The 25412-nt window shown below is 35.7% G+C and carries 24 protein-coding genes and 1 other RNA gene; 6 read left to right on the top strand and 19 right to left on the bottom strand.

The features are described 5' to 3' along the window. Nucleotides 1–5: 5 nt before the first annotated feature. Together FW778_RS04355 and FW778_RS04360 are read right to left on the bottom strand one after the other, a co-directional pair. On the bottom strand, nucleotides 6–800 hold the full coding sequence (locus FW778_RS04355) for a hypothetical protein (protein WP_150413363.1): 795 nt from the start codon (nucleotides 798–800) through the stop codon (nucleotides 6–8). A gap of 120 nt (nucleotides 801–920) precedes the next feature. Beyond that, nucleotides 921–1433, bottom strand: coding sequence for a YdeI/OmpD-associated family protein (locus FW778_RS04360; protein WP_150413364.1), 513 nt, complete (start codon nucleotides 1431–1433; stop codon nucleotides 921–923). 128 nt (nucleotides 1434–1561) lie between these two features. On the opposite strand from FW778_RS04360, the gene FW778_RS04365 reads away from it, so the two are divergent. Then, nucleotides 1562–2281 (top strand): pyridoxine 5'-phosphate synthase, encoded by a 720-nt coding sequence (locus tag FW778_RS04365; protein WP_150413365.1) that lies wholly within the window; start codon nucleotides 1562–1564, stop codon nucleotides 2279–2281. A 46-nt stretch (nucleotides 2282–2327) separates the two neighbouring features. Here FW778_RS04365 and FW778_RS04370 read toward each other — a convergent pair whose 3' ends face one another. The 8 genes from FW778_RS04370 to FW778_RS04405 all read right to left on the bottom strand — a co-directional run bounded on the left by FW778_RS04370 (nucleotide 2328) and on the right by FW778_RS04405 (nucleotide 10031). Next, entirely contained in the window at nucleotides 2328–3386 is a 1059-nt protein-coding gene (locus FW778_RS04370) for a TlpA disulfide reductase family protein (RefSeq protein ID WP_150413366.1), read from the bottom strand. A gap of 48 nt (nucleotides 3387–3434) precedes the next feature. Continuing rightward, nucleotides 3435–4232, bottom strand: a complete 798-nt coding sequence (trpA, locus tag FW778_RS04375; protein WP_317132370.1) for a tryptophan synthase subunit alpha — start codon at nucleotides 4230–4232, stop codon at nucleotides 3435–3437. Between the two features lie 60 nt (nucleotides 4233–4292). Then, the gene (trpB, locus tag FW778_RS04380; RefSeq protein ID WP_150413367.1) at nucleotides 4293–5489 is read right to left on the bottom strand and encodes a tryptophan synthase subunit beta; all 1197 of its coding nucleotides are present in this window, start codon (nucleotides 5487–5489) and stop codon (nucleotides 4293–4295) included. A 10-nt stretch (nucleotides 5490–5499) separates the two neighbouring features. After that, nucleotides 5500–6141 (bottom strand): phosphoribosylanthranilate isomerase, encoded by a 642-nt coding sequence (locus FW778_RS04385; RefSeq protein ID WP_150413368.1) that lies wholly within the window; start codon nucleotides 6139–6141, stop codon nucleotides 5500–5502. Between the two features lie 91 nt (nucleotides 6142–6232). After that, complete coding sequence (trpC, locus tag FW778_RS04390) at nucleotides 6233–7033, bottom strand: indole-3-glycerol phosphate synthase TrpC (protein ID WP_150413369.1); 801 nt, start codon at nucleotides 7031–7033, stop codon at nucleotides 6233–6235. Continuing rightward, the gene (gene trpD, locus FW778_RS04395; protein ID WP_150413370.1) at nucleotides 7034–8026 is read right to left on the bottom strand and encodes an anthranilate phosphoribosyltransferase; all 993 of its coding nucleotides are present in this window, start codon (nucleotides 8024–8026) and stop codon (nucleotides 7034–7036) included. A gap of 4 nt (nucleotides 8027–8030) precedes the next feature. Next, on the bottom strand, nucleotides 8031–8609 hold the full coding sequence (locus tag FW778_RS04400; protein ID WP_150413371.1) for an anthranilate synthase component II: 579 nt from the start codon (nucleotides 8607–8609) through the stop codon (nucleotides 8031–8033). 3 nt (nucleotides 8610–8612) lie between these two features. Next, nucleotides 8613–10031: an anthranilate synthase component I family protein gene (locus FW778_RS04405; RefSeq protein ID WP_150413372.1), complete on the bottom strand. Its 1419-nt coding sequence runs from the start codon at nucleotides 10029–10031 to the stop codon at nucleotides 8613–8615. A 308-nt stretch (nucleotides 10032–10339) separates the two neighbouring features. Between FW778_RS04405 and FW778_RS04410 the strand changes: the two genes are divergently transcribed. Continuing rightward, complete coding sequence (locus FW778_RS04410; RefSeq protein ID WP_150413373.1) at nucleotides 10340–10744, top strand: hypothetical protein; 405 nt, start codon at nucleotides 10340–10342, stop codon at nucleotides 10742–10744. 67 nt (nucleotides 10745–10811) lie between these two features. On the opposite strand, the gene fsa is transcribed toward FW778_RS04410, so the two are convergent. The 3 genes from fsa to FW778_RS04425 form a co-directional block, all read right to left on the bottom strand. After that, nucleotides 10812–11465 carry a fructose-6-phosphate aldolase gene (gene fsa, locus FW778_RS04415; RefSeq protein ID WP_150413374.1) on the bottom strand — a complete coding sequence of 218 codons (654 nt, stop codon included), beginning with the start codon at nucleotides 11463–11465 and terminating at the stop codon, nucleotides 10812–10814. Nucleotides 11466–11602: 137 nt separating this feature from the next. Further along, an RNA gene (gene ffs / locus FW778_RS04420) (signal recognition particle sRNA small type) lies at nucleotides 11603–11701 on the bottom strand. Between the two features lie 90 nt (nucleotides 11702–11791). Next, entirely contained in the window at nucleotides 11792–13087 is a 1296-nt protein-coding gene (locus FW778_RS04425; protein WP_150413375.1) for a type IX secretion system plug protein, read from the bottom strand. A 50-nt stretch (nucleotides 13088–13137) separates the two neighbouring features. Here FW778_RS04425 and FW778_RS04430 point away from each other — a divergent pair, with 50 nt between their 5' ends. Further along, a complete protein-coding gene (locus FW778_RS04430) occupies nucleotides 13138–14373 on the top strand; it encodes an ABC transporter permease (RefSeq protein WP_150413376.1) in 1236 nt (411 codons plus the stop codon). Between the two features lie 37 nt (nucleotides 14374–14410). Here FW778_RS04430 and FW778_RS04435 read toward each other — a convergent pair whose 3' ends face one another. Continuing rightward, a complete protein-coding gene (locus FW778_RS04435) occupies nucleotides 14411–15157 on the bottom strand; it encodes a TrmH family RNA methyltransferase (RefSeq protein WP_150413377.1) in 747 nt (248 codons plus the stop codon). A 9-nt stretch (nucleotides 15158–15166) separates the two neighbouring features. Here FW778_RS04435 and tamL point away from each other — a divergent pair, with 9 nt between their 5' ends. The 3 genes from tamL to FW778_RS04450 all read left to right on the top strand — a co-directional run bounded on the left by tamL (nucleotide 15167) and on the right by FW778_RS04450 (nucleotide 18878). After that, nucleotides 15167–17617: a translocation and assembly module lipoprotein TamL gene (gene tamL / locus FW778_RS04440; protein WP_150413378.1), complete on the top strand. Its 2451-nt coding sequence runs from the start codon at nucleotides 15167–15169 to the stop codon at nucleotides 17615–17617. A gap of 573 nt (nucleotides 17618–18190) precedes the next feature. Further along, complete coding sequence (locus FW778_RS04445) at nucleotides 18191–18415, top strand: hypothetical protein (protein WP_150413379.1); 225 nt, start codon at nucleotides 18191–18193, stop codon at nucleotides 18413–18415. Nucleotides 18416–18455: 40 nt separating this feature from the next. Continuing rightward, a complete protein-coding gene (locus FW778_RS04450; RefSeq protein WP_150413380.1) occupies nucleotides 18456–18878 on the top strand; it encodes a hypothetical protein in 423 nt (140 codons plus the stop codon). An 8-nt stretch (nucleotides 18879–18886) separates the two neighbouring features. On the opposite strand, the gene FW778_RS04455 is transcribed toward FW778_RS04450, so the two are convergent. The 5 genes from FW778_RS04455 to FW778_RS04475 all read right to left on the bottom strand — a co-directional run bounded on the left by FW778_RS04455 (nucleotide 18887) and on the right by FW778_RS04475 (nucleotide 25383). Next, complete coding sequence (locus tag FW778_RS04455; protein WP_150413381.1) at nucleotides 18887–20899, bottom strand: T9SS type B sorting domain-containing protein; 2013 nt, start codon at nucleotides 20897–20899, stop codon at nucleotides 18887–18889. Nucleotides 20900–21147: 248 nt separating this feature from the next. After that, nucleotides 21148–21822 (bottom strand): tRNA pseudouridine(55) synthase TruB, encoded by a 675-nt coding sequence (truB, locus tag FW778_RS04460; protein WP_150413382.1) that lies wholly within the window; start codon nucleotides 21820–21822, stop codon nucleotides 21148–21150. 9 nt (nucleotides 21823–21831) lie between these two features. Next, nucleotides 21832–23175, bottom strand: coding sequence for a DUF58 domain-containing protein (locus FW778_RS04465; protein ID WP_150413383.1), 1344 nt, complete (start codon nucleotides 23173–23175; stop codon nucleotides 21832–21834). 10 nt (nucleotides 23176–23185) lie between these two features. Further along, on the bottom strand, nucleotides 23186–24163 hold the full coding sequence (locus FW778_RS04470; RefSeq protein WP_150413384.1) for an AAA family ATPase: 978 nt from the start codon (nucleotides 24161–24163) through the stop codon (nucleotides 23186–23188). Continuing rightward, a complete protein-coding gene (locus tag FW778_RS04475) occupies nucleotides 24163–25383 on the bottom strand; it encodes a DUF4350 domain-containing protein (RefSeq protein WP_150413385.1) in 1221 nt (406 codons plus the stop codon). The genes FW778_RS04470 and FW778_RS04475 overlap by 1 nt, the downstream gene beginning before the upstream one ends. Nucleotides 25384–25412: the final 29 nt, after the last annotated feature.

A 25412-nucleotide genomic window follows, 5' to 3' on the forward strand; every position in this document is an offset into this window, starting at 1 on the left:
TTGTATCATTCTTTGTAATACGTGATGGTTCGCTTAACAACTTTCACGGGCTTACCATCTTTATCCATTTCAGTTCGTTGTGTCCAGTTACCTTTTTCATCTAACTTATCATAACGGTATTTTGTAATAGTGGTGATAGTTGAATCTTTTTTTGTTGCAGAATCCATTTTAATTTCTTTATAAATTGATTCAATCACGTTATTCTTTTCATCGTACGTTTGAGCAAAAGAAGATATTTCTTTGCCCACACTATCTTTTGCACTTTGATCTTTAAGAAATTGATTGTTGTAATTAAATGACATGCTTGATTTTAACGTGCTGTCTGGTTTATATTGCTTAAATGCAGTGACGCGATCGTAATCATTTGCGGTAATATCTGTGTAATAAAAATCCATCTTATTTGCCGAATCAAAACTGGTGGCACCGGAGTATTTGCCATCCTTATTCTTTACGATAAGTGACGACATTTGCTTACCGTTTTTAGTAAATTTTTGACCAGTAAATAAACCGTTTTCATCATGGGTAAAGGTACCCTCGTCCTTACTGGTACCAGCTTTGTTAACAGATGTGTAGCCCGATGCATAACCTTTGTCATCATATTTTGTTGAAGTAACGCAGCAGGAATCAAGCTCGCCGATTTTCCCGGTGCTGTCTGTTTTAAAGGTGGAGTCAGTTGTTTGTTCTACTTTGCCGGATAAATTGTCTGCCAGCCAGTCGGCGTTTTTAGGGATTCCCTTTTTTGATTCATTACAGGAAATTACCAACACCAACGCCATCAAAAGAAATGAAAATTTTTTCATGTTACAGGTTGTTTAAAAATTAATAAAGGAGAGGAAGCAGCAGGCGAAAGAGATAGTAATAGCTTTACCTAATATAAGTTTTATTGTTGAAAAAGAAGAATGAATAACCATAATATTTATTTACCTCAACTTTTCTTCTTTCGCCATTCGCATCATTTCAGGGTAGCCAAGTTTGCGTGATAGTGCTGTAACGGCCCTGGCTATTCGGCCGGCTTTGGTTTGCTCCGTTTTCGCACTTTCGATCCATTTACTAAAATAATTACGATGGCTTCCGGGTAAAGAATTAAAAAATTCCAATGCTTCAGGCTCATCAGCAAGACACACCAAAAATGTTTTTTTTATCTCAACTTCTCTTGGATCTTCAGTAAAGCTTACTTTAACAATAGCTCCCTTTCTTTTGCCCAAAGCTCTACGAATAGTAGCATTTATAGGAATAATAAAACTACCGCCACCCATTGGTAACAGGCTTGTGCGTTCAATTGCGTAATTATCCAATGATCCCTTTACCCTGAAAGACTTTTTATAACCGGGCTTAATTTTTGAAGCGATCTCTTCTGGAATTTCAATATAAGACCAGCCGGTTTTTTCACCCTGCGCAGCAAATTTTTTTATAACAGCATTAAAGTGGATCATTGCATTAAATTATTATATTAAAGCAGACCTCACAGATTTTAAAAACCTGTGAGGTCTTTCATTGCACTTCAAAATTCATACATAACTTTGTATTCTTTGTAAAAAAAAGGTGACAATTTTCAAATGATATGGCTAAGCTCTCCGTCAATATAAATAAAATTGCTACTCTTCGCAATTCCCGCGGGGGCAACAATCCCAATGTAATTAAAGCTGCTATTGATATCCAGAATTTTGGAGCAGAAGGAATAACGGTGCATCCACGTCCTGATGAAAGGCACATCCGTTATGCTGATGTATTTGAACTAAAAAAAATTATAACAACGGAATTTAATATTGAAGGCAATCCTAAAGAACAAAAATTCGTTGACTTGGTTCTTGCGAATAAACCAGAACAGGTAACACTCGTTCCTGACGCAGAAGGACAACTTACTTCTGACCACGGCTGGGACACTATAAAGAACAAAGACTATTTGATCAATATAATTTCTGTGTTTCACAAAGCGGGAATCAGGGTTTCTATTTTTGTTGATCCTGATATAAATATGCTAATTGGAGCAAAGGAAACAGGCACAGACAGGATTGAACTATATACCGAAGGTTATGCAAAGGAATATGCTATGGGTAATAAGCAACAGGCGATTAGCCCATATGTAGAAGCTGCTAAAAAAGCAAATGAGCTCGGCTTAGGAATTAATGCCGGTCATGATTTAGATTTAAACAATTTAAAATATTTTGCTGAAAATATTCCGGGGCTACTCGAAGTTTCTATTGGCCATGCACTTATTTGCGATGCATTATATTTTGGTTTGGAAAATGCGGTGCAGTTGTATAAAAGACAGCTAATGTGAGCATGGCGTACGATGTAAAGACAGTTTGCAATTCTTTCGTTGATGGTTATTTGAAAATCTGATCGAGTTTATTTTCCAGCAAAGGTCCTCTTAAGTTCTTTGCAATTATTTTTCCTTGCGGATCAATCAAAAGATTTTGAGGTATGCTGCGTATTTGAAAAAGGCCGGCTACTTCATTGTTCCATCCTTTCAAATCACTTACATGATTCCAGGTAAGGCCATCCATCTGAATTGCGTTTAGCCATGCTGGTTTGGCCTGGTCGAGCGATACGCTGAGGATAGTAAAATTCTTATCATGAAATTTATTGTAGGCTGCCACCACATTTGGATTCTCCATGCGGCAAGGCCTGCACCAGCTTGCCCAAAAATCGAGCAAAACATACTTACCTCTAAAAGAAGAAAAATTTACTGCTTTGCCTGAAGTATCGTTCTGCGAAAAATCTTTTACAACGGAGCCTATTGCATTTATTTTTGATTCCTGTATTTGCTGATTAACATATTGACCCAGTTGGCTTGCCTGGACAGGGCCGGCCATTAACTTATAAAGTTCCTCCGCTTTTAAACCATTTTGTGTAGCCTGGATTAAGCGAATAATTGCAAGGGGCGCAACATAAGAGGCAGGATGTTTTTTCACAAAATCACTGCTTATTTTTTCAACCGCGTTAGTTGCATTGGAATCGTATACTGCATCATCGCCAAATATTTTTAAATAAGGCTGAATAGCATTTACATATTCTTTGTATTGTTCATGAGACGGAGAGCCCGTAATAGAAAGCTTATCGATTGTGTTTTTATCGCCTGATATTTTTATATTACTATTATCTAAAAATAAGGGCACCGCAGGTGGCTGATTACCAAAAACTAAAACTTTAAAAGATGGTTGAGGCATTTGTCCCTTGATAACAAATTTTGCATTCTCAATTGTTGTCTGTTGCTCTGGTTGCCCGGTTTCGTCATTTAAAAAAGATACAGCTGTACCATTAGGAAAACCTGTAACATCGCCTGTAATTACGAAACCATTTTGTATATGTGGCTCAGTTTTCTTTTTTATTTGTGAAAAACTAAAAATAGGAATAACAAGAAGAAGTATAAATATTTTTTTCATGATTTTTTATTGGATAACAAATTTAATTTTTTTTAAGTGAATACGAGTCTATGACGCAATAGTTGCGCCTAAAATTGAGTTAAGAAATTTTTCGGTATCGGCTTCAATATCATTTGAATTTTCAATTGCTTTAATGTAGGCCGTGCCAATAATGGCTCCTGCAGCATGTTTGCAGGCTTGTAAAAATGTTTTATTGTCTTTAATACCAAAACCAATCAAAATTGGATTGTTAAGCTTCATGTCTCTAAGCCTTTGAAAATATTCTTCCTGAGCGCTCATATCTTTATCAGAACCAGTGATCGAAGAAGATGAAACTGCATATATAAATCCTTTGCTCAACGCATCAATCTTTCGTATTCTTTTTTCGCTTGTTTCGGGCGTAATTAAAAAAATAAAATCGAGCTTATATTTTTCAAAAATATTTTTGTATTCGATTTCATATTCATGCAATGGAAGGTCCGGTAAAATTATTCCATCAATTCCGGCTTTATGTGCATCGCTGCAAAATTTTTCTATACCGTACTGTAAAACCGGGTTGAGATATCCCATTAAAATTAATGGGGCCTTAACTCCTGAAGGGGAATTAGAATACTTATTGAGTTGGTCAAATAATAGTTTAATCGACATTCCATTCTGCAAAGCCTTCATACTGCTATGCTGAATAACAGGCCCATCAGCCAAGGGATCGCTGTATGGCATTCCAATTTCAATAAGGTCAGCTCCATGTTTTTGCAAAACATTAAGAATTGTGTTCGTATCATTCAATTCAGGAAAGCCTGCAGTAAAATATATACTTACAATATTTTTTTTCTTATCAGAAAATAATTTTTTTATCCTGTTCATCATTCAAAAAATGCTATTGATTTTGATATTCTAACTTTTGGAAAATTTAAAACTTGCCAAAAGTTATTGCGTAGTAATATGCTTCATATATGTATCCATATCCTTGTCTCCTCTCCCGCTAAGATTTACAATTACTACATCATCTATTTTAAATTTTATTTTATTCAAAACATATAATGCATGTGCAGATTCCAATGCAGGAATAATCCCTTCCAGCTTTGCCAGTTCAAATGCCGATTCCAGCGCTTCTTCATCAGTTGCACTCATAAATGTTGCTCGCTTACTTTCGAATAAGTGGGCATGCATCGGGCCAATGCCAGGGTAATCCAGCCCTGCTGAAATGCTGTGTGGTTCTATAACCTGCCCATCCTGTGTTTGCATCACGAGGCTTTTACTTCCGTGTAAAATTCCATTGGTCCCCAATTGGGTTGTCGCAGCACTCATACCGCTATTAATACCTTCGCCTGCAGCTTCCACTGCAATTAGCTGAACTGACTTATGATTTAAAAAATGATAAAAAGCTCCCGCCGCGTTGCTTCCTCCGCCTACACAAGCGATCATATAACCAGGTAATTGGTTGCCTGTTTTTTCCTTCAGTTGCTTTTTAATTTCTTTACTTATTATGCTTTGAAAGCGAGCGACCATATCAGGATATGGATGCGGCCCAACGACGCTGCCAATTATATAATGTGTATCATCGGGATTATTGATCCAATCGCGTATAGCCTCATTGGTCGCATCTTTCAGCGTTTTGCTTCCACTCACTGCAGGAATAACTTTAGCGCCAAGCATCTTCATTCTTGCAACATTAGGTGCCTGCCGTGCAATATCTTTTTCGCCCATATAAACAATACACTCAAGTCCTTTTAAAGCGCACACTGTTGCAGTGGCAACACCATGCTGTCCGGCTCCCGTTTCTGCAATAATTCTTTTCTTTCCAAGTCGCTCTGCCAATAAAATTTGCCCAATTGTATTATTGATTTTATGAGCACCGGTGTGGCAAAGATCTTCACGCTTTAAGTAAATGTTAGTATGATATTTTTCACTCAGCCTTGCCGCTAAGTAAAGTGGCGTGGGCCTTCCTACATAATCTTTTAACAGCGAAGTAAATTCCTTTTTGAATTTTTCTTCCTTAATAATTTTCAAATAATTGTCTTTCAGATGCTGAACATTATTATGTAACATTTCCGGAATGTATGCGCCTCCAAACTCTCCGTAGTAGCCATTCTTATCAACTTCAAAAATTTCTTTTGTTTTCATTTTATCTTAATCAACTATTTTTTTCTAATAATTCCTCAGCCATAGTTTTTACTGCCTGCATATCTTTTACACCTTCGGAAATCTCCATTCTGCTGTTTACATCAACACAATAAAAAAAAGGATGGTCAAATGCTTTCAGTTTCTCAACATCATTTAGGGTGATACCACCGCTTAAAAAAAACGGCTTATTAATTTTATTTTGCTGCAAAATTTTCCAATCAAATTTTTCGCCTGTTCCTCCATAGGCATTTTTACGGTTGGTATCAAACAGGTAATAATCACAATATTCTTCATACGGTTTTATCATCCAGTCAATATTTTGCTCATTGGATTGCGTGATTCTAAAAGCTTTTATAACAGTAATACGATCGCTTATAGTTTTACAAAATCCCGGTGTTTCATCTCCGTGTAGTTGAACGATATCCAGTGCAAAATCTTCCACCTGATTCATGATATATTCTTCGTCGGCATTTACAAATACCCCAATTTTCTTCAATGCAAGTTCCAGGGGCCGAACATCCTCCGCGTTTAATTTATTAATTACACACCTTGCAGACTGTTTATAAAATATAAGCCCTGCATAGTTTACACCAATTTCATCCAATTGTTTCAACTGTTCCAATTGCGTGATCCCACAAACTTTTAATTTCATTTTTAAATTTTTGTTACTCTAATTTTTGTCACACCAATTTTTCGATTTTCACGAATTACACGAATTAGTTTTTTTGATTTATGTAATACTCTTATACTCCCATTTTATTCACTGAACCCAACTCATGGGCAAAATATTGAAATGCGGCTCCGGGATCTTCTTCTTTCATAAATCTTTCTCCAATTAAAAATCCATTAAAACCATGTTCTTTTAAAAGCTTTATTGATTCGGCATTATCAATACCACTTTCTGAAATTTTTACTTTACCAGCAGGTATTTGGTTACTTAATTCTATCGAGCGGTTAATATCTACAGTAAAACTTTTAAGATCACGGTTATTAACTCCAACAACATCTACATCATTGCAAATATGGGCAAGTTCCTGCTCATTGTGAATTTCAAGTAAAACATTCAAACCAATATTTTTTGCCAAAGAAGCCAAAGTCTTTACTTCATCTTTTGTTAGACATGCCGCTATCAATAATATTACTGCAGCCCCATAAGATTTTGATTCTATCAATTGGTATTCATCAATAATAAAATCTTTTCTCAATAATGGAACCTCATTAATTGTTGATTCTAACAAATCATTTAAAGAACCACCAAAAAATTCTTCATCAGTAAGAACCGAAATTGCGCTGGCGCCATATTTTGCATATGCCGTTGTTACTTCTGTAACAGAAGTCCTGTCATTTATAATTCCTTTTGACGGGGATTTTCTTTTATATTCTGCAATGATTCCTGTTTTATCTTCTCTTAATAAATACTCTTTAAAAGACAGCGTTTCATTTCTAAAGAACCGGCCATTTTCCAACTCGGAAATACTCTTGTTTCTCTTTCTTTCCGCAACTTCTATTTTCTTTTTTGCAATTATAGTGTCCAAAATATTCATCTACTGAAGGCTTATTAATTTTACAAAAGATTGATATGCTTTTCCACTTTCAAGACTCTCAACCGCCAACTCATAACAATGTTCATAATCCTGGAAATTTCCCGTTGAAGATAAGGCTATTGCAGCATTTGCAATTACAACTGCATTTTGCGCCCAGCTACCCTCTCCTTTCAAAATCTTCAAAAATATTTTAGCAGCTTCCTCTGTTGAATTACCGCCATAAATATCTTCAGCGCTCACCATTCTCTTTCCTAATGATTCTGCCGTACAAATTTTTTCACCGTCATTGGTTATGATTTTTGTATCGCCGGTTAATGAAATTTCGTCGTAACCATCGAGGCTGTGAACGATTGTAAATTTAGCATTTGATTGCTGAAGCAAATAGGAATAAATGCGCGCCATTTCAAGGTTGTAGACACCGATAACCTGCACTTCGGGCAAAGCAGGATTTACCATTGGGCCAAGCATATTAAAAAAAGTGCGCACACCAAGATTTTTTCTTACCGGGCCAACCACTTTTAAAGCAGGATGAAATAAGGGCGCATGCATAAAACAAATATTTGCCTTGTCAACTTCATTCAATAATTTTTTACTATCAGATGAAAATTTATAACCATGGGCTTCCATTACATTACTTGCACCGCTTATAGAAGAAGCGCCGTAATTACCATGCTTTGCAATTTTTTGACCCGTACCGGCAACAATAAAACAACTCAGCGTAGATATATTAAAGGTATTTTTTCCATCACCGCCTGTACCAACAATATCCAATACACTAAAGGCTTTTAAGTCAACTGGAACGCACAATTCAATCAGTGCATCCCGAAAACCAAGTAATTCAGGAATGGTGATACTGCGCATAAGGTACACCGTTGTAAACGATGCAATTTCAGCATCAGAATATATTCCTTTGGAAATATTCACGAGTATTTCCTTTGCTTTATCCCTTGATAAAGTTTTATGCTCAAATAAATATTTAAGAATCTCTTTCATACTACTATTTTAACCAGTTACGCATCATCAATTCACCCATGGGCGTTAACACGCTTTCCGGATGAAATTGTACGCCCTGCACATCAAAAGTTTTATGTCGCAAAGCCATTATATATCCATTTTCATCCTCCGCAGTTATTTCAAGAGCAGCAGGAAAATTTTCTTTACTTACAATCCATGAATGATAGCGGCCAACTTCCAGTTCATTATCTAACGAATTAAATATATCATTTTCGGATTTCGTTCTTTCAGCATTCACTTTAATTTTTGTGGCCACACCGTGATATACCGTTGTTAAATTTACGAGGCTTCCACCAAAGGCTTCACCAATTGCTTGCTGGCCGAGACATACTCCTAGTATGGATTTAGAAGAAGCATATTCTTTTATAAGTGGCAGCAAAAGTCCGGATTCAACCGGGATTCCGGGGCCCGGCGATAAAATTATTTTATCATACTCCTTTACTTTTTCAAGTGGTATTTTATCGTTACGATATACTTCAACCTTATCATTAATTACTTTTTCAACAACATGAACAAGGTTGTAGGTGAAAGAATCATAATTATCAAAAATCAAAATTTTCATTCTCTATATTTTTTCTGCAGATTTAATTGCTAATGTAAGTGCGTTTAATTTATTGGTAACTTCCTGCAACTCACTCGTAGGGTTAGACGCAGCAACAATGCCGGCTCCTGCCCTGTAAATAAGATTATTTTGTTTACTTAAAAAGGTACGTATCATAATAGCATGGTTAATGCTTCCGTTAAATCCAACGAAACCAATACAACCTCCGTAATATCCTCTTGCATCTTTTTCAAATTCATCAATAAGCTGCATGGCTTTATATTTTGGTGCACCGCTTAATGTACCGGCGGGAAAAGTAACTCCCAATAAATCAAACGGATTACTGTTTTCAGGGACTTTACCCTTAACCTCACTTACCAAATGAATAACATGTGAAAAATATTGAACCTCGCAAAAACGGGTAACCTTTACTTCATTACATAAACGGCTCAAATCGTTACGGGCAAGATCGACCAGCATTACGTGCTCGGCATTTTCCTTTTCGTCTTTCGCCAATTTTTCAGCAAGGTCTTCGTCAACAGCATCATTCCCTGTCCTCTTAAAAGTACCAGCGATAGGGTGTACGACAGCTATATTATTTTGAACGATTAGCTGGCTTTCGGGGCTACTTCCGAACAATCGATAATCACCATAATCAAAATAAAAAAGATAAGGGCTGGGGTTAATATTTCTCAATGCCCGGTACACATTAAATTCATCTCCCGAAAATTTTTGCCGGAATTTACGGCTTAGTACCACCTGGAAAACATCTCCTCTTGCACAACTGGCAATTCCTTTCTTAACCATGTTCATATATTCTTCATCACTTAAAGAAGATGTTTCTTTTTGCACAACCGCAAAAGGGTAAGCAGGAACATCTTTACTTTTAATAAGACTCTCCACAATATCAATTTCACTCTCAATTCCTTTTATATGATTTTCACAAATAAAAAGTTCATCTTTAAAATGATTGATAACTATAACGTACTGGTATAAACGATAACGAACGAGTGGAATTTGAGGATGCTCACTCTCTCTTAACGCCTTAAATTTTATTTCTTCAAAAAATTGTATAGCATCAAAAGTTATATAGCCAAATAATCCCTGAGCCTTACTTACAGGGAGTGATACTAGCTCACCGATAGCAAAATATTGCATAAATTTCCATAGCTCATCTGCAACTTTTGTATCGTTTGTAATTTTAATTTTTTGAATATTCTGTGATGGTAACTTAAATTCAATTTCCTGGTAGTTGCTTATTTCAATGCCCGCAATTGCATTGATTCCAATAATGGAAAAACTGTTTTCCCCTACATGAAAATCGGTGCTTTCCAATAAAACCGTATCCCGGAAACGGTCGCGAAGGCGCAGGTATATTCCAACAGGCGTATATACATCTGCCAATAATTTCTTGTACGTAGTAGATAATTCTATTTTCTTCATAACATAAAAAAACCCCGGCTTAGTGCCGGGGCGTAATATTTATTTAATATACAAATAAAGCTATGCGGCACAATCAGGAGATTGATTGCCACCAGCTATTATATGTATTTTTAATTTTCATTTGCACAGCAAAGATGTAATGAAAAATATTAAATAACAAATAAATTTTTAAAAAAGGACTGGTGTTATGACTAAATTATTGCGTGAATTTATTAACATACTTTTCGATCATTGTGAAGCAATCTATAAATCTCAAAACAAATGCAACCTTTCAAATGAATAATGCTGTCTTTTTGAAAACGTTATTATTGAAGACAATATTATTTTTTCTATTATTATTTTCTATTGAAGTGAAGGGGCAAAAAATAGATAGCATTTATGTTGATCTATACACAGACAGTTTAAAGAAAGGAACTTATAATTATATAAATATTGATGGTAAATTATCCAGCGGCCAATTTGTTCCGCTCGACACTGCAGACATAAGCTTTAGTTCTTCAATGGGGAAATTTTATGGTAACAGCCTTTGGATTGATCCTGATTTCAAACATGAAAACGTTTTTATAAAGGTTTTTCTTAAATCAAACCCGTTAATTCATAAAGAGTTTATAATGTTTGTCAAGAAAAAACCCGATGCTGAAAAATTAAAAACGCTGGATGAATTGTTGAACGAGTCACGAACCAATTCAAGGCGTTCACGCAAAAAAAGTTAATCCCTTGAAAACACAAATAAGAAGGCCCTGCTAATTTCCATTAGGAGGGCCTTTTTATATTTATGAGTTATGCAAATTTCTTTGCGTCCGCAACAAATTTTGCAAGTCCAATATCAGTTAAAGGATGTTTTGTTAAACCAATAATTGATTCTAACGGGCAAGTACAAACGTCAGCACCTGCTTCGGCACATTTAATAATATGAAGAGAACTACGAATAGATGCCGCAAGAATTTCTGATTCGAAACCCTGCACCTGGAAAATGTGGGAAATCTGTTGGATAAGTTCCAGGCCGTCCCAGCCGCTATCATCAATTCTCCCTATGAACGGTGAAACGTAAGCTGCACCAGCTTTTGCTGCAAGCATTGCCTGGCCTGCACTAAAAATTAAAGTACAATTCGTGCGTATTCCATTATCAGTAAACCATTTTATTGCTTTAACGCCATCCGGTATCATGGGTACTTTTACCACAATATTTTTATGAATCGCCGCAAGTTTTTTTCCTTCTTCAATTATTGTCTTAAATTCTGTTGTAACAACTTCGGCACTAATATCTCCATCAACCATTTCACAAATTGTTTTGTAGTGGTTCATCACTGCGTCTTTTCCTTTAATTCCTACTTTTGCCATTAATGATGGATTGGTAGTGACACCATCTAAAATACCCAAATCGTTGGCTTCCTTTATCTCATCAAGATTTGCTGTATCGATAAAAAATTTCATGATTAATTACTTTTTTAATTATTTAAATAATTCTGCGAAGATATTTCTTTATTAAAGAATTTTTGCGAAGTTAAAAATTGAGTTAAAACTGTGGAGTTATAAATTCCTGGAAACACAGGTAAATTGATTGTAAAAAAAATCGGCAAGTTACTTACATCGCACCGCTCAACCACATACCCTTGCTATCTTCCGATCCTGGGGGAGTTCTGTAGGAGCTGGCCGTATAAGACTTGCCGGCTGCAAATATAAGAACAAATCAGACTAATTATGCGAATTGAATGAATTGAGAATTAATTATTAGGGTAAAGATTTAACTAAGTGATTATTTAGAAACTCAGCCCCGGTTTATCTGTCCTGGAATCAAACGTTGCAAATCCTATTAGTTGATCCGAACGATCCGTAAATGATTTATAATAAACTAAAATTGTATAAAGGTTTTCTGTTTCGTAATAATTGCCATCTAATTCATTGCGTATCCCGGGATTATTTTTATCAACAGCTTCGTAGGTATAATCATAATACCCCTGTTTTAACAAAAGATGCGTTTCATAAACATTTTTGTCTGGATTAAAAACCATTTTCAGGCTGTCGGCAAAATTGTAATTGGTTAACTGGCCGAAAAGATAAATATTTTTGTCAGGGTATGCTACACCGCTAGTAGGAACGAAATAAAAATGAACCGTAGCATAATCTGTTTCCCATAAAGGATTATAACCCCGTACAGATGATGATACAAACATTCCGTTATAGTCACGGTAATATATATATCGTTGACCATTTAAAGGTCCATCGGGTTTCAGGTATATTTCTGTTGAGCCCTTATTATAATCTGCGTTTTGCACTCTTTCACTTTGCAAATGAAAATCGGTAATATCCAGCCAACGCCATTCTTTACCACCGGGAAAAATGCCAATGTTTTCTGAATTGTATTCCAAAGTAGTTCCCCGGATAAAAGTTGGCGGAAAGTTCTTCAGGGCATCATCCCAACGAAAATTTTTAAGAATTACAACTTTTACCTGTTGCCCTGCATTAAATGCATCAATACCTTTTATATCAACTGTAAACTGAATTCTTTGATGCGTTTGAAAAAGATCAGGAGTAAATGGTTGAATAACTCTTGCCAAAATAGATGCTCTATTGTCTACTACCATTAATCTTTTTGTAAAGGCAATTTGCGATGTGTCTCCATTCAAATACACTTTTAAAATATAATTTCCTGAACGTGTAGGATATCCGCTCCTGTCGGGAATTACCGCTTGGTAATGCGTGTACCTGGTAAGAGCGATTGAAGAAAAACGGTAAGCGGATATCCGCAGTTGGGTAAAACCTTTTATGTAATCAAACTGGTTAATATCAACAGGCGTCCAATCATTATTACAAAGCTGGTAAGTATAATAATAATATTTTACATCAGCATCCAAATCATCAAAATGAAGTTCCAGCTGGTCACCGCTGTTTAATTTTATCACGGGCATGCTAAGCTGATCCCCATAATTGTATAACCTTACTGTGCGAATATTATTCACATAAATACTATCCGGGGCCAAGGCAATTGTATGTGCCGTAAAAAATAAAAAAATAAAATTTATTAAAAGAAAGGAAGCAATCTTTATTGATTTCATTAAAATGTTTTAAAAAAAATTAGTTTTACAAGATACCAAATTTAAGGCGTTTGAATGTTTCTTCATTTATTGCAAAGCGTATAGCTTTTAACAGGCAAAAAACTTTTTCACGATTCATCATTGGTTTGGCAATTACCGCTACCATGATAAGTGTTGCGGTTATGATAGTTGCATTAAGCTTTGTTAATGGTTTCCAAAATGTGATAAGCAATAAAGTGTTCAGTTTTTGGGGACACATCAGGGTACAGCAAAATGTAATGGCACAGGCAAACATTGCAGAAGAATACCCGATTGAGAAAAATGATACACTCGAAAATTTCCTGAACCATTTACCACAGGTAAAAAGTGTAGAACGTTATGCAACAAAATCGTCTGTTATTCGATATAAGGATAATATTGAAAGCGTGTTGATGAAAGGGATTGACAGCAGTTTTCATTTCAGCAGGATCAATTTTTTTTTAGAACAAGGAAAATGGCTCTCGTTTAATGATAGTGGTTATAGTAAAGACATTGACATTTCAGCATATACCGCCAACCAGCTTGAAGTAAATGTAAATGACAGCGTGATTATTCTTTTTATACAACGTGATGGAAGCCAGCGTGCACGAAAATTAAAAATTGCAGGGATATTTAAAACAGGAATAGATGAATATGACCAAAATTTTTGCCTCGGAGATCTCAAATTAATTCAAAAGCTTAACGACTGGGATTCCACTGAAATTGGCGGATACGAGATCTTTTTAAAAGACTATAAGCAAACAGATTCGGTAAACAATTATTTATTTGATTCTGATGCTTTGCCCGGGAAATGGTACAGTAAAACCATACAGGAGATTTATCCCAATATTTTTGACTGGCTCAATTTGCAGGGAAGAATAAAAAGTATTTTGCTGGGTATAATGATGGTAGTTGCTGTTGTTAATTTAATCACCTGCCTTATTATTCTTGTTTTAGAAAGAACAAAAATGACGGGAATACTAAAAGCATTGGGAGCTCCTAATATTACGATTCAAAAAATATTTTTATACAATACGTCCATTATCGCTTTTACAGGCATTATTGCCGGAACTATATTGGGTTTAGGAATATGTTACCTGCAGGAAGCAACTGGTTTCATTAAACTTGATGAAGACGCTTACTATATGAAAGTGGCACATGCAGATGTAGTATGGTGGCAGGTTGCAGCCGTTGACGGTGCAACGTTAGCTATTTGTTTTATAATGCTTATTATTCCTTCATTGCTGGTAAGAAAGATACAGCCGGTGAAAGCAATCGAGTTTAGATAACCTTACCCCACCCCTTCTCCGTAGGAGAGGAATTATCTTATAATTTTACCTGCGCTAAAATTATTCCCGTTGCCACAGCAGCGTTTAACGATTCGGCATGTCCGTATTTTGGAATAGTTATTTTTTGTGTCGCCTTATTCAATAGTTCTTCTTTTATTCCTGTAGATTCATTACCGATCAGAATAATTCCTGCCTTTATTTTCTTGCAATCATTTAAAGAAATACCGGATAACGCTGCGGCATAAACGCTAATATTTTTATGCTCATCAATAAATGACAATAACGATGTATACCATACATCTACACGAACAAGGCTGCCCATAGTTGATTGCACCACTTTCGGATTATAACAATCAACACAATTTTCGCTACAAATAATATTTTCTATACCAAACCAATCTGCAATACGAATGATGGTTCCAAGATTTCCGGGATCCTGTATATCATCGAGCATTAATGATAATTTATTTTCAAGCCTGGGAAGTTTTTTAGTGAGTTTTTTTTCAAAAACAGCCACCACCCTATTTGGGGTTTTTAAAAGCGATATTTTTTGCAGGGACATTTCATCAATTTCATAAATGTTTCCCGGCAATATGTTATTCAATAAATTTTTATTGGCGGCAAGCCAATCGCCATATGCACATAATATTTTACAGTTCAAATTTCGCCCGGATAAAAACTCTGCAACCACTTTCGGCCCCTCTGCAATAAACGCATTCTCTTCGTCCCTGAATTTTTTATGGCTTAAACTTTGAATATATTTGACAATCTTTTTGCTCAACATGGCTTTTATATGAATGGAATAATCCGTATTAAAATATTTCCTCTTTTCTTTCTTGCTATAGCGCTTATATTTTTCTCTGGTTGTACCACCTCCAAAAAATATTCAGGTTTTACATCTGTTCGTAAATATCAAAAAAATAGCCCTTTCATTTTTAAAAATAATATAACGCTTACCGCACCCGACTTAAGCAAAGATGATAAAGTAACCGTTAATTCCAAGTTGAATACTCAACTTGATGATAGCGCAAAAGTTAAGGTAACGGATGCGTTTTTTATTTTTCATAAAATTACCAAACCTCCTGCTTTTGACACTAGTGCTGTTATTCGATCAGCAAACAACATGAAAACTGCAATGGTAAATCTCGGCTATTATAACCCGAAAGTTTCTTACACTTATGACACTGTAATACATAGAAATGGCCAAAAACGTGTTATTATCAATTATAGTGTTATTGCCGGTATCCGTACACTCGTAGATACGCTCGCTTATCTTTTTTCAAACCCTGAATTGGAAAAGCTTGCTTTGTCCACGAAAAAGGAATCCCTTTTACAAAAAAATACGCCTGTTACGAAAAGCGCTATACAGTTTGAAACGGGAAGGCTTGTTGATCTGTACCGAAACAATGGGTATTATAAATTTACCGCGGATGAAATAAGGGTAACCGGCGATACTTCAATTGAAGCCCTTACATCGGTTGCAGAAGACCCTTTTGAACAATTGCGTTTACTGGAAGAAGCAAGTCAAAAAAGAGACAAGCCAACCATAAGGCTGGGTTTTCAATTAAATAATTTACCAGACAGCTCGAAACTGCAAAAATATTATATCGATAATATTTATGTTTTGCCAGACTATGTTCCCGGCGAACAATATACTGACAGCAGTTTACAGGAGCATATTTCCACAAATTATATTACAAGATATCATCAAAGATTATACAAATTTTATATACCAGGGACTCATCTTTACTTGAAAAAAGGAGATGTATTTAGCCAGGATAATTATCTCAAAACAATTAATGGTTTTTATAAATTGGGCGCATGGGAAAGTCCAACCATTGATATTTTAGAGAAGAAAGATACCAACCTGCTGGACATTGTTATTAAACTTAACCCTATAAAAAAATATGCATTTGAAGGGAATATTGAACTGAGCTATTCAGCCAATACAACTACAACTATTTCAACATCTAATTCGGGAAACCTGCTTGGCGTAGCCGGGAACCTTTCGTTAACTAACCGCAATCTCTGGGAACAGGCAGCACGCATGACTAATGCAGTAAGGGCCGGAGTAGAATTTAATACTGCTCATCGAAATAGCAACGGCACACTCATAAACTCTACAGAGATAGGTTATACCAATAATATTTTGTTTCCAAAATTTGTCACTCCGTTTAAAAAACTGAACAGGAAAAAATTACTCACCAAGCAGACGTTTATAAACACCAATCTTTCATTAATTAACAGAATTGATTTTTTTGACCAACAAATATTTAATATCGGCCTGGGATATAATTGGACCAATAAAGAAAATCACATCTGGAGTTATAAGCCTTTTAATTTCGATTACCGAAGAATTTATAACAGGTCAGAAAGCTTTGACAGCACTTTAAAGTTGTATCCATTTTTGCGATACTCTTTTAATACTGCATTGGTTATGGGCCAGAGCCTGAGTTATTCTTCAACGTACATCAATCCAAAAAATCCAAAGCTTGTCGGTAATTTGAAAGCGAATCTTGAAGAATCAGGATTGATTTGGGGTTTACTAAAGCAGCGCAAGAAAACTCCGCAAAACGGAAATTTTTTTAACCAATATTTGAAAGAATTTATAAAAACAGATATTAAATATACCTACACTATCAATCACCCCAGATCAGCAATTGTTTTTGGTGCTTTTGCAGGCGTTGGCATTCCACTTTCAAAAAGTGATACTACATTACCTTTTTTTAAACAATACTTTGGCGGCGGCCCTAACAGTATGCGTGCGTGGCCCGTAAGAGGTATTGGTGTTGGTGGCCAGCCACTGGCCGCCTATTCCAATAGTTTGTTTAATGATCGAACCGGGGATATTCAGTTAGAAGGAAATGCGGAATATCGTTTTAATGTGGCACCTCTCTTTTCCAATGCAATCTTTTTTAAAATGGCACTCTTCACTGATATCGGCAATATCTGGAATTTTAAAAATACCACGCCTGATGGTACTAATGACCCTACTCAATTTAAATTTAAAAATTTGTATAAACAATTGGGAGTGGCTTCAGGCGTAGGTTTCCGATTTGATTTTACATATTTCCTCATAAGATTTGATGTGGGCTTACGGTTCAAACGACCTGATGTGCCAGAGAACGATGGCTGGCAAATTCCTAATGTTACACTTAAACATCTTTTCGGAACGTCGCTTAGCGATCGTGAATGGAGGTATCAAAATTTTAATGCCACAATAGGAATTGACTATCCGTTTTAGTTTCATCTCTAAATGGAATCTAAGTTTATAGATTTAGATTTTTATCTCGTACAAATAGTGGTAAATATTAAGTGAGTGCAAAACTTGTTAGAACTTTCTTATTTGAAATTTTGCAAAGTCCCGTTCTGTTAATATTTTTAACAAATAAATAATCAATATTTATAATCTACGATAGCACTTCAAATTTCGTCCCTGGAGATTGACGTTTACCCTTGATTTCACTAACTATTTCTAACTATTTTAAAAAATCGCTTTAGTTCAATTGCGTTGAGCCTGCTTGACAGGTGAAACACAATCTCAATTAAATAGAAATCGTTAGTCCTGATTACGAAAAACCAGTTTTACAAGTGCTGCTTGCTACAGCACTTTTTTATTCCTTTTACCTATTGGCCTTTACAAACTATTCCATTCATTATTCAGCTTCTGCTGACCAATTTTCGATAGCCATTTATACATGAATTTCTACCATTGAACACGGTATTATGCCATTCAATGTACTATGCATTGCATAGAACATAGTTTTAACTATATCTTTGTTATGTAATTAACCATTAACAATTAAAAATTAAAAAAATGAAAACGATTACCGATAGCAACGAAAATTCAGTTTTTGAATTTGCTAAACGCAGCATTTATTCTTTCCAGGTACTTATCGTAGGTGTAGCAATTCCATTTTTATTCCTTTTTGGTATTTCAAATGCCAACCAAAAGAAAATAGATGAAAACCAGGCAAAAGAAATAAGTAACATGACAGATCTTTCTGCCAATGTAATTGGGTTTTATATCCCAAAAATCTGATAAGCAACTAATTTAATTCGTCTGTTACATCCAAATTAAAATGAAAAAAGCAATCTTAATTTTCGCATTATCACTGCCGGGTGCTTATACTTTCGCACAATGCAACAACACTGTAACCTACTTTTCCGGCAAAGCCGAATTTATGGACGAGACCGGGAAAGTAGCCCGCAGTGAAGAAGGAAAAGTGGTAGTTAGAGTAACACAAAGTCATATTACCCTAATGCATAACGAGGATGACAACGATACGATGGAGGGAGCCATAACTGAAAAAGTATGTGATTGGAAAACACCTTTTAAAATTGGTAAGACAACATTTAATACCAGCCTTGTTGAAAGAAGCGGTGAAAGCAATGATGCATCAGTAAGTATCGAGGGCAAGGATGGAAAACTGGTAATTCTCATAAATCTTAAAAACAAGGGAAAGATTTTAAAACTTATGCCTACTAGTTATAAAGAGGAGTAAGCTCTTTATTATCTTATCAATACTGTTGAGCCCTTTTGAAATACTTTTTTGCCTGTATCGTGATTGGTGTATTTTAACATCCACACATAAACGCCGGCATCTTGTGGATTTCCATTTATAGTTCCATCCCATTTTTTAGTCCAGTCAGTGGTATGAAATACTCTTTGACCTATACGATTATAAACACTGAATTCAAGGTCATCTGCCTTATAAGCATTTACCGGGTAAAGAAAATCGTTTAAGTTATCACCGTTAGGCGTAAATGCATTTGGAACAGCTATATAGCAACTCTTTAATACCCTTATATTATTATAAGCAGTGTCATAACAACCTGCAGCGTTCTTGATGATAAGTTTAACCGTGTATATCTTTTCTGCACTTAAAATCGGATAGCGATGTGGCCCGGGATCTTTGAAGGAACTTGTATTTCCGTCTCCAAAATCCCAATAATAATTGGTAATATTTCCTAAGCTTTTATTTATAAAAGTTGCAGTGTCTTCAGGGCACAAAAGATTGTTTGTTTCGAAAGCGCTTTTTAACGTGTTATCAAGATTTATGGTTTTTGTGGCTGTGTCGCTGCACACGCCATTGGAAACAGACAATACAATTTCCTTCATACCAAACGTTGTGAAATAAGCAACGGGATTTTTTAAATTGCTATTTGCGGAATAATCAAAAGTCCACTGCCACTGGTTTACGCCATTTCTACCATCGTGTAAGAAAGCGACAGAATCTAAAGTACAACTTTGAAATATGGTATAAGAAAAGTCAGCAGACACCGTATCTTTTGTTGAAAAACTCAAAGTTGATCCTGCCGGTGTTTCCTGTCCGCATTCATCTATAATAGTATTTCCATCATTTCCCTTAACGAGGCTAACCTGGTAATTTCCCTGTGTTTGAATTGCACCGGATAAAACAACGTTTATTTGATTAGTAACTCCATTAATACAATTTCCCTGCGCACTTATTACAGAAACCGGTGAAGGCCCCGTAATAATAAAATCGCTCCCATCCGCAGCAATAGAATTGCATTTAATATTTTTCTTAAATACTAATTTCAATGATTGCGGAGCGCAACCAATTTTTGTTAAACTATCCATCGGCGTCGGTTGTAAAACGGGAATAACCAGCGGAATATTTTTTCCTGGCGGAATATTTCGACCACATACATCTAATAATGTATTGGCATCAGTTCCATTTTTTAAAGTAATAGTATAATTGCCAGGCGCTAAAGGGCTACTCATATTTAACACAACAGTATCCATATCAAAGCCGCTACTACAACCATTTGCAATTGCCGATGCAATGGATGAACCAGCGGGAGAAATGGCAAAATCGCTACCGTTTGCATCCAAACTATTGCAAAGCATTTTTTTATTTAGCTTAATAATTATTTGCGTTGCATCGCACGACGCTGAAGCACTTACCATATCAGGTGTAATAGTATCTGTTATGCTTGCCGTTCCTCCTCCAAATGATAATTTATATCCATTTTGAGATGGGGTAAAAGTTGTAAAATGACTTATTAATAATAGATAATTATGATGAAGCTGTAAGGCAGGCCTGCTGCTAAATGTTGGATAAGTAGGGCCCGCACAATTGTAAAGAGATCGTCCCGCGGAAGATGCACCGGTAAGGCCAACATTCCCTGACCAGTTACATCCCACAATTAATGAAGCATCTGTATAAATATCGTTAGGATTATGGCCCGTTATGTCGAATAACTCCCAATCATAATCGTCGTTAAGATCATTTGGTGTGATAAGAAATCCTAATGTACCGGCACTAAAACATGTAAACTTATACCAGAAAGGATTCAAATCCCCGATACCATCACTCTTACATTGTCCTGGCAGCAGTCTGCCTCCACAATAAGGCACTGTACTCTGGCTGAAAGTATCGGTACCACATACCGGAAATGCTGTAGATGGGTTTTGACCAATGGTTGTACAATTTTGTGAGTCTGCCCTCCCAAAGGCAAATGAAGCAATAAATAAAACACAAATAAATTTTTCAAACATATACGCAATGACCAGTTAAAATTAACTTTCGCTGCAAATATGAAAGATTTATTTTAAGGGACAATGTCTCTGTTAGTCGAAATAATTGTTAATATCTAAAACAGAATGCTGACTCAAATCGGAGAAGTTGAATTTTTGCTGATACCTTTTAAACCCAAGAGGTTTGTTCTATAAAAGTTTGAATAGCACGACAAATTTATTATTAATGTTGGCGATAATTAATATTGAAAAAAGAAGCATGCCGGTGCTCAACTTTTTTTTACGGAAGCAACAAAGTCCTCAATACTTATTGCGTCTTCAAGCTTGTATTCACCAATGCGCGTACGGCATAAACTACTAAGATACGCTCCGCATCCGAGAGCAGCGCCAAAGTCGTTTGCCAAACTTCGTATATACGTGCCCGTGGTACATACTACTTTAAACGAAATTAACGGCAAACTGATATCGATAATTTCAAAACTATGTATGGTAATTTTTCTTGGTTCCATAATTACATCGACGCCTTTTCTTGCCAATAAATAAACAGGCTTTCCTTTTTGCTTTATGGCAGAATGTATCGGCGGTAACTGCACTATTTCGCCCGTAAATTTTTTCGATATTTCAAATATGGCCTCGTTAGTGATTCCATCAATCGGCTGAAAGTTTTCGGGTTCACTTTCCAGGTCGAATGTTGGCGTTACAGATCCTAAGGTAAAAGTGCCGGTATATTCTTTTTCCTGCGCCATATAGTCATTAATCTTTTTGGTAAATTTTCCGGTACATACAATTAAAAGCCCGGTGGCCAGCGGATCGAGCGTTCCAGCATGACCAACTTTTTTTATTTTAATAGTGTTACGGATTTTCCGCACCACATCAAAAGATGTCCATCCTAATGGTTTATTAGTAAGAAGCACTCGTCCTTCTTCGAAAGTATTTTTATTCATCAAAAAAAATTATATAGCCTGGCGGGTTTTTAGTTCCAAATATTTATTAATAGTATTTACCGTTAGTTTCTGCGGTGAAGAAAGCAAAGATAAAATCCCAAATTTCATCAGCTCTTTTGCGATAAGACGTTTTTCAAAAGCAAATTTTTCTGCAATTGTTTTAATATATACGTCTTCCACATTGGTAGCGTGTGAGCCCGTAAGTTTGTTTAACTCAGTATTTTCAAAAAAAACTACGAGCAGTAAATGATGACTCGCCAAAGACCTTAGATATTCAATCTGCCTATTTAGACCGGACAACGATTCAAAATTGGTAAACAATATAAGCAGGCTACGGTTTTTAATCCGATTCCTGATTTGCATGTATAACATTTCAAAATCACTTTCCAGGAAACCGGTAGTTTGATTGTATAATAACTGCAGAATATTTTTTTTTTGCACGGGTTTTCTATCAGCCGCCAATATGTTTCCTATAGTATTTGAAAAAGTAATTACCCCCACTCTATCCTGTTTTTTAAGACAGATATTGCTTAACACCAAACAACTATTAATTGCATAATCCAGCAATGTTAAACCCTCGAAAGGCATTTTCATCAGTCGCCCTTTATCAATAACACAATACACTTGCTGCGATCTTTCATCCATAAAATTATTAACCATTAAACCACCTTTGCGTGCTGAAGCTTTCCAGTTGAGCGTGCGAATATCATCGCCAGTTACGTATTCTTTAATTTGCTCAAACTCCATGCTCTGGCCAATCTTACGCATTCGCCTGCTTCCGCCTTCATTTTGGATTATTGCGTTTGACAAAAGCTCATATTTATATAATTGCATAAAAGCAGGATATACATTTATGGTTTCGGCGGCCTGGGAAGTAAACCGGTGGCTGACAAATCCCAATGGTGAGGTAACAAACAAATGAATGTTGCCAAAATGATATTCACCTCTTTGATGAGGACGTAAATAATATTGAATTTTTTTTTGTTGCTTTTCTTTCAGGTCTAATTGTCTTTTCCATTTTCGCTCCTGGAATTGTTCCGGTAATTCATCATTTACGTTAACGTGAACAGGAAAAGAAAATTCATTTTTTATAATTAATTCAATTTTATTTTCATCGCCGTTACTCAATCTGCCTGCGCTAATTCTTCTTGCAAATGGAACTCTGTCAGTAAAAAATAAAAAAACATAATCCGCCATGCAAAGAATTATAAACGCAAAAAAAACAACTGACGCTATTACATCAAACCAATAAATATAAAATGATGCAACAAATAAAAAAATACATACAAGCAACCCGCCGTAAAAACGTGCAGTGAGAAATAAGTCGCCAAAGTATCTTTTTATAAAATCCATTTTTTATTTTTTATCGCGGCACTTCAATACTTGTAATAATATTTTTTACAAGTTCATCGGGCGTAATTCCTTCCATCTCTTTTTCTGGTGTTAGAATTATTCTGTGGCGCATAACGGGAGCAGCCATTTCCAATATATCTTCAGGGTTTACAAAGTCTCGTCCCTTAATTGCAGCATTTGCTTTGGATGCTTTTAAAATAGCCAGCGATGCTCTTGGCGATGCGCCTAAAAATAACGATGGATTGTTTCTTGTTTCATTAACGATTTTCGCAATAAACTCTACCAGCTTTGGATCAATCATTACCTGGTTAATTAGATTCCGGTATTCTGCAATTTGCCTCGTTGACAATATTTTATTTACATCCTGCAACAATGCGTTTTGCGTAAGTGTTTGCTGATTGAGAAGAATATTTATTTCTTCTTCAAGAGTTGGATAGTTTACATTTATCTTAAACAAAAATCTATCAAGCTGCGCTTCCGGAAGTCGGTAAGTTCCCTCTTGTTCTATAGGATTTTGCGTCGCTAAAACAAGAAAGGGAAAGTCCATTATGTGAGTAGTTCCATCAATAGTTATTTGTCTTTCTTCCATTACTTCAAACAATGCAGCCTGTGTTTTTGCTGGCGCACGGTTTATTTCATCTATAAGAATTATATTACTGAATATAGCGCCTCTTTTAAATTGGAAATCTGCTTCTTTAGGATTAAAAACTGAAGTACCCAAAACATCACTTGGCATCAGGTCAGGAGTAAATTGAATACGGGAAAATTCTGCATTGATAATTTTTGCCATCAGCTTTGCAGTTAGTGTTTTGGCAACACCCGGTACTCCTTCAATTAAAATATGTCCATCGCATAGCAGTCCAATCATCAGCATATTTACCATTTCATGCTGGCCAACAATAACTTTACTAATTTCATTCCGAATGTCTGCAACGGCTGCACTCAATGCACTCAAATCAATTCTCGGTTCAAAAAAATTCTCTTCCATTAGCTCTGGTTTTTATAAAAGTTTTCAATTTCGTTATTCAGTTGTATTAATGTTGCGTCATCAATATTTTCGCCGCTGTGTATCCGTCTAATTAATGCAAATAATCGCTTCATTGTTTCAATAGGCACACCACTTTTTCCAGCAAGGGAGTTTATAAATTCATCATTAATTGTTGAAGTATTTATAAAGTATTTATTGCGGATGTGCTCATAAAAATAGGTAATCATCTTTTCAGCAATGTGATTGTTATTTTTTTTCTGCAGGTAAAGACGTCCTACTGTCTCTGTAAAATTAACGGTTGTATTTACATTTGGTTTTATTACATCGATAATTCTTTGCTTTCTTTTTACATTAAATAAAATAAAAAGCAAAAGCCCAATAATTGCAAGCCAAAACGCCCAAAGTAAAGGCGGATGCTGCCTTATAACACTAAGCGATGAGAAGTTATTGTCATCTTTTCCGTTATTACTTTTTCTGCGGTTAGGGCTTGCATTTTTGTAATACTCATCCCAATAGATATTTTTAGGATCGCTGCGCAGAAAAGAAATTACATTTTCGATATATTGATAATTATCGCCTGATAATAAAAAATAATTACTAAAAACCCTTGGGGCAACATGCAAATAAATACGTCCCTTACCTGAAAATAAAATTATATAATTAGGGTCGTTATTTTCGTTTACACCCAAAACCCTTACAAAGGCCGTATCGAAGGACGAGAGCGAATTCAAAAACGGGTAGTAGTAATATCCATAAGCAGGTGCTTTAAAATTATTATCAAAGAACATGCTCACCTTTGTTTGACGCATTAAACCTTTTGTTTCATCAACTATTTCAGCCATCCTCTCATTATTACAGTTGATATTTTCGAGCAGCCTTGTATCTATATAATCGGCAGAAATAAAAAGATCATTTCCGGCTTTTACATAATCCATAAAAGCATTTACTTCGGAATAATTAAGCACAAGGTTTTTAGTGATGAGAAAATAGAGTGAATATTTTTTATTGTTAGAATAGTCTTTGATTACGTTCCATTCCTGGTCAAATGGTTCCGTTACCGTTTCTACATACCGGTCTTTAAAAAGATTTCTAAATTCTTTATAGGCAATGTATCCTCCAAATGGCTGCTTATCTGATTTGCGAAAACTTTCACTTAGCGGCGGCAACACACGACCTGACTGTTTGCAGCTACCAGCTAATTCCGCAAGTGAAACAGACAATAAAAGATATAGTATAATCTTTTCCAGGT

It is taken from the genome of Ginsengibacter hankyongi, assembly GCF_008710285.1.
In the GTDB taxonomy this organism is placed as follows: domain Bacteria; phylum Bacteroidota; class Bacteroidia; order Chitinophagales; family Chitinophagaceae; genus Ginsengibacter; species Ginsengibacter hankyongi.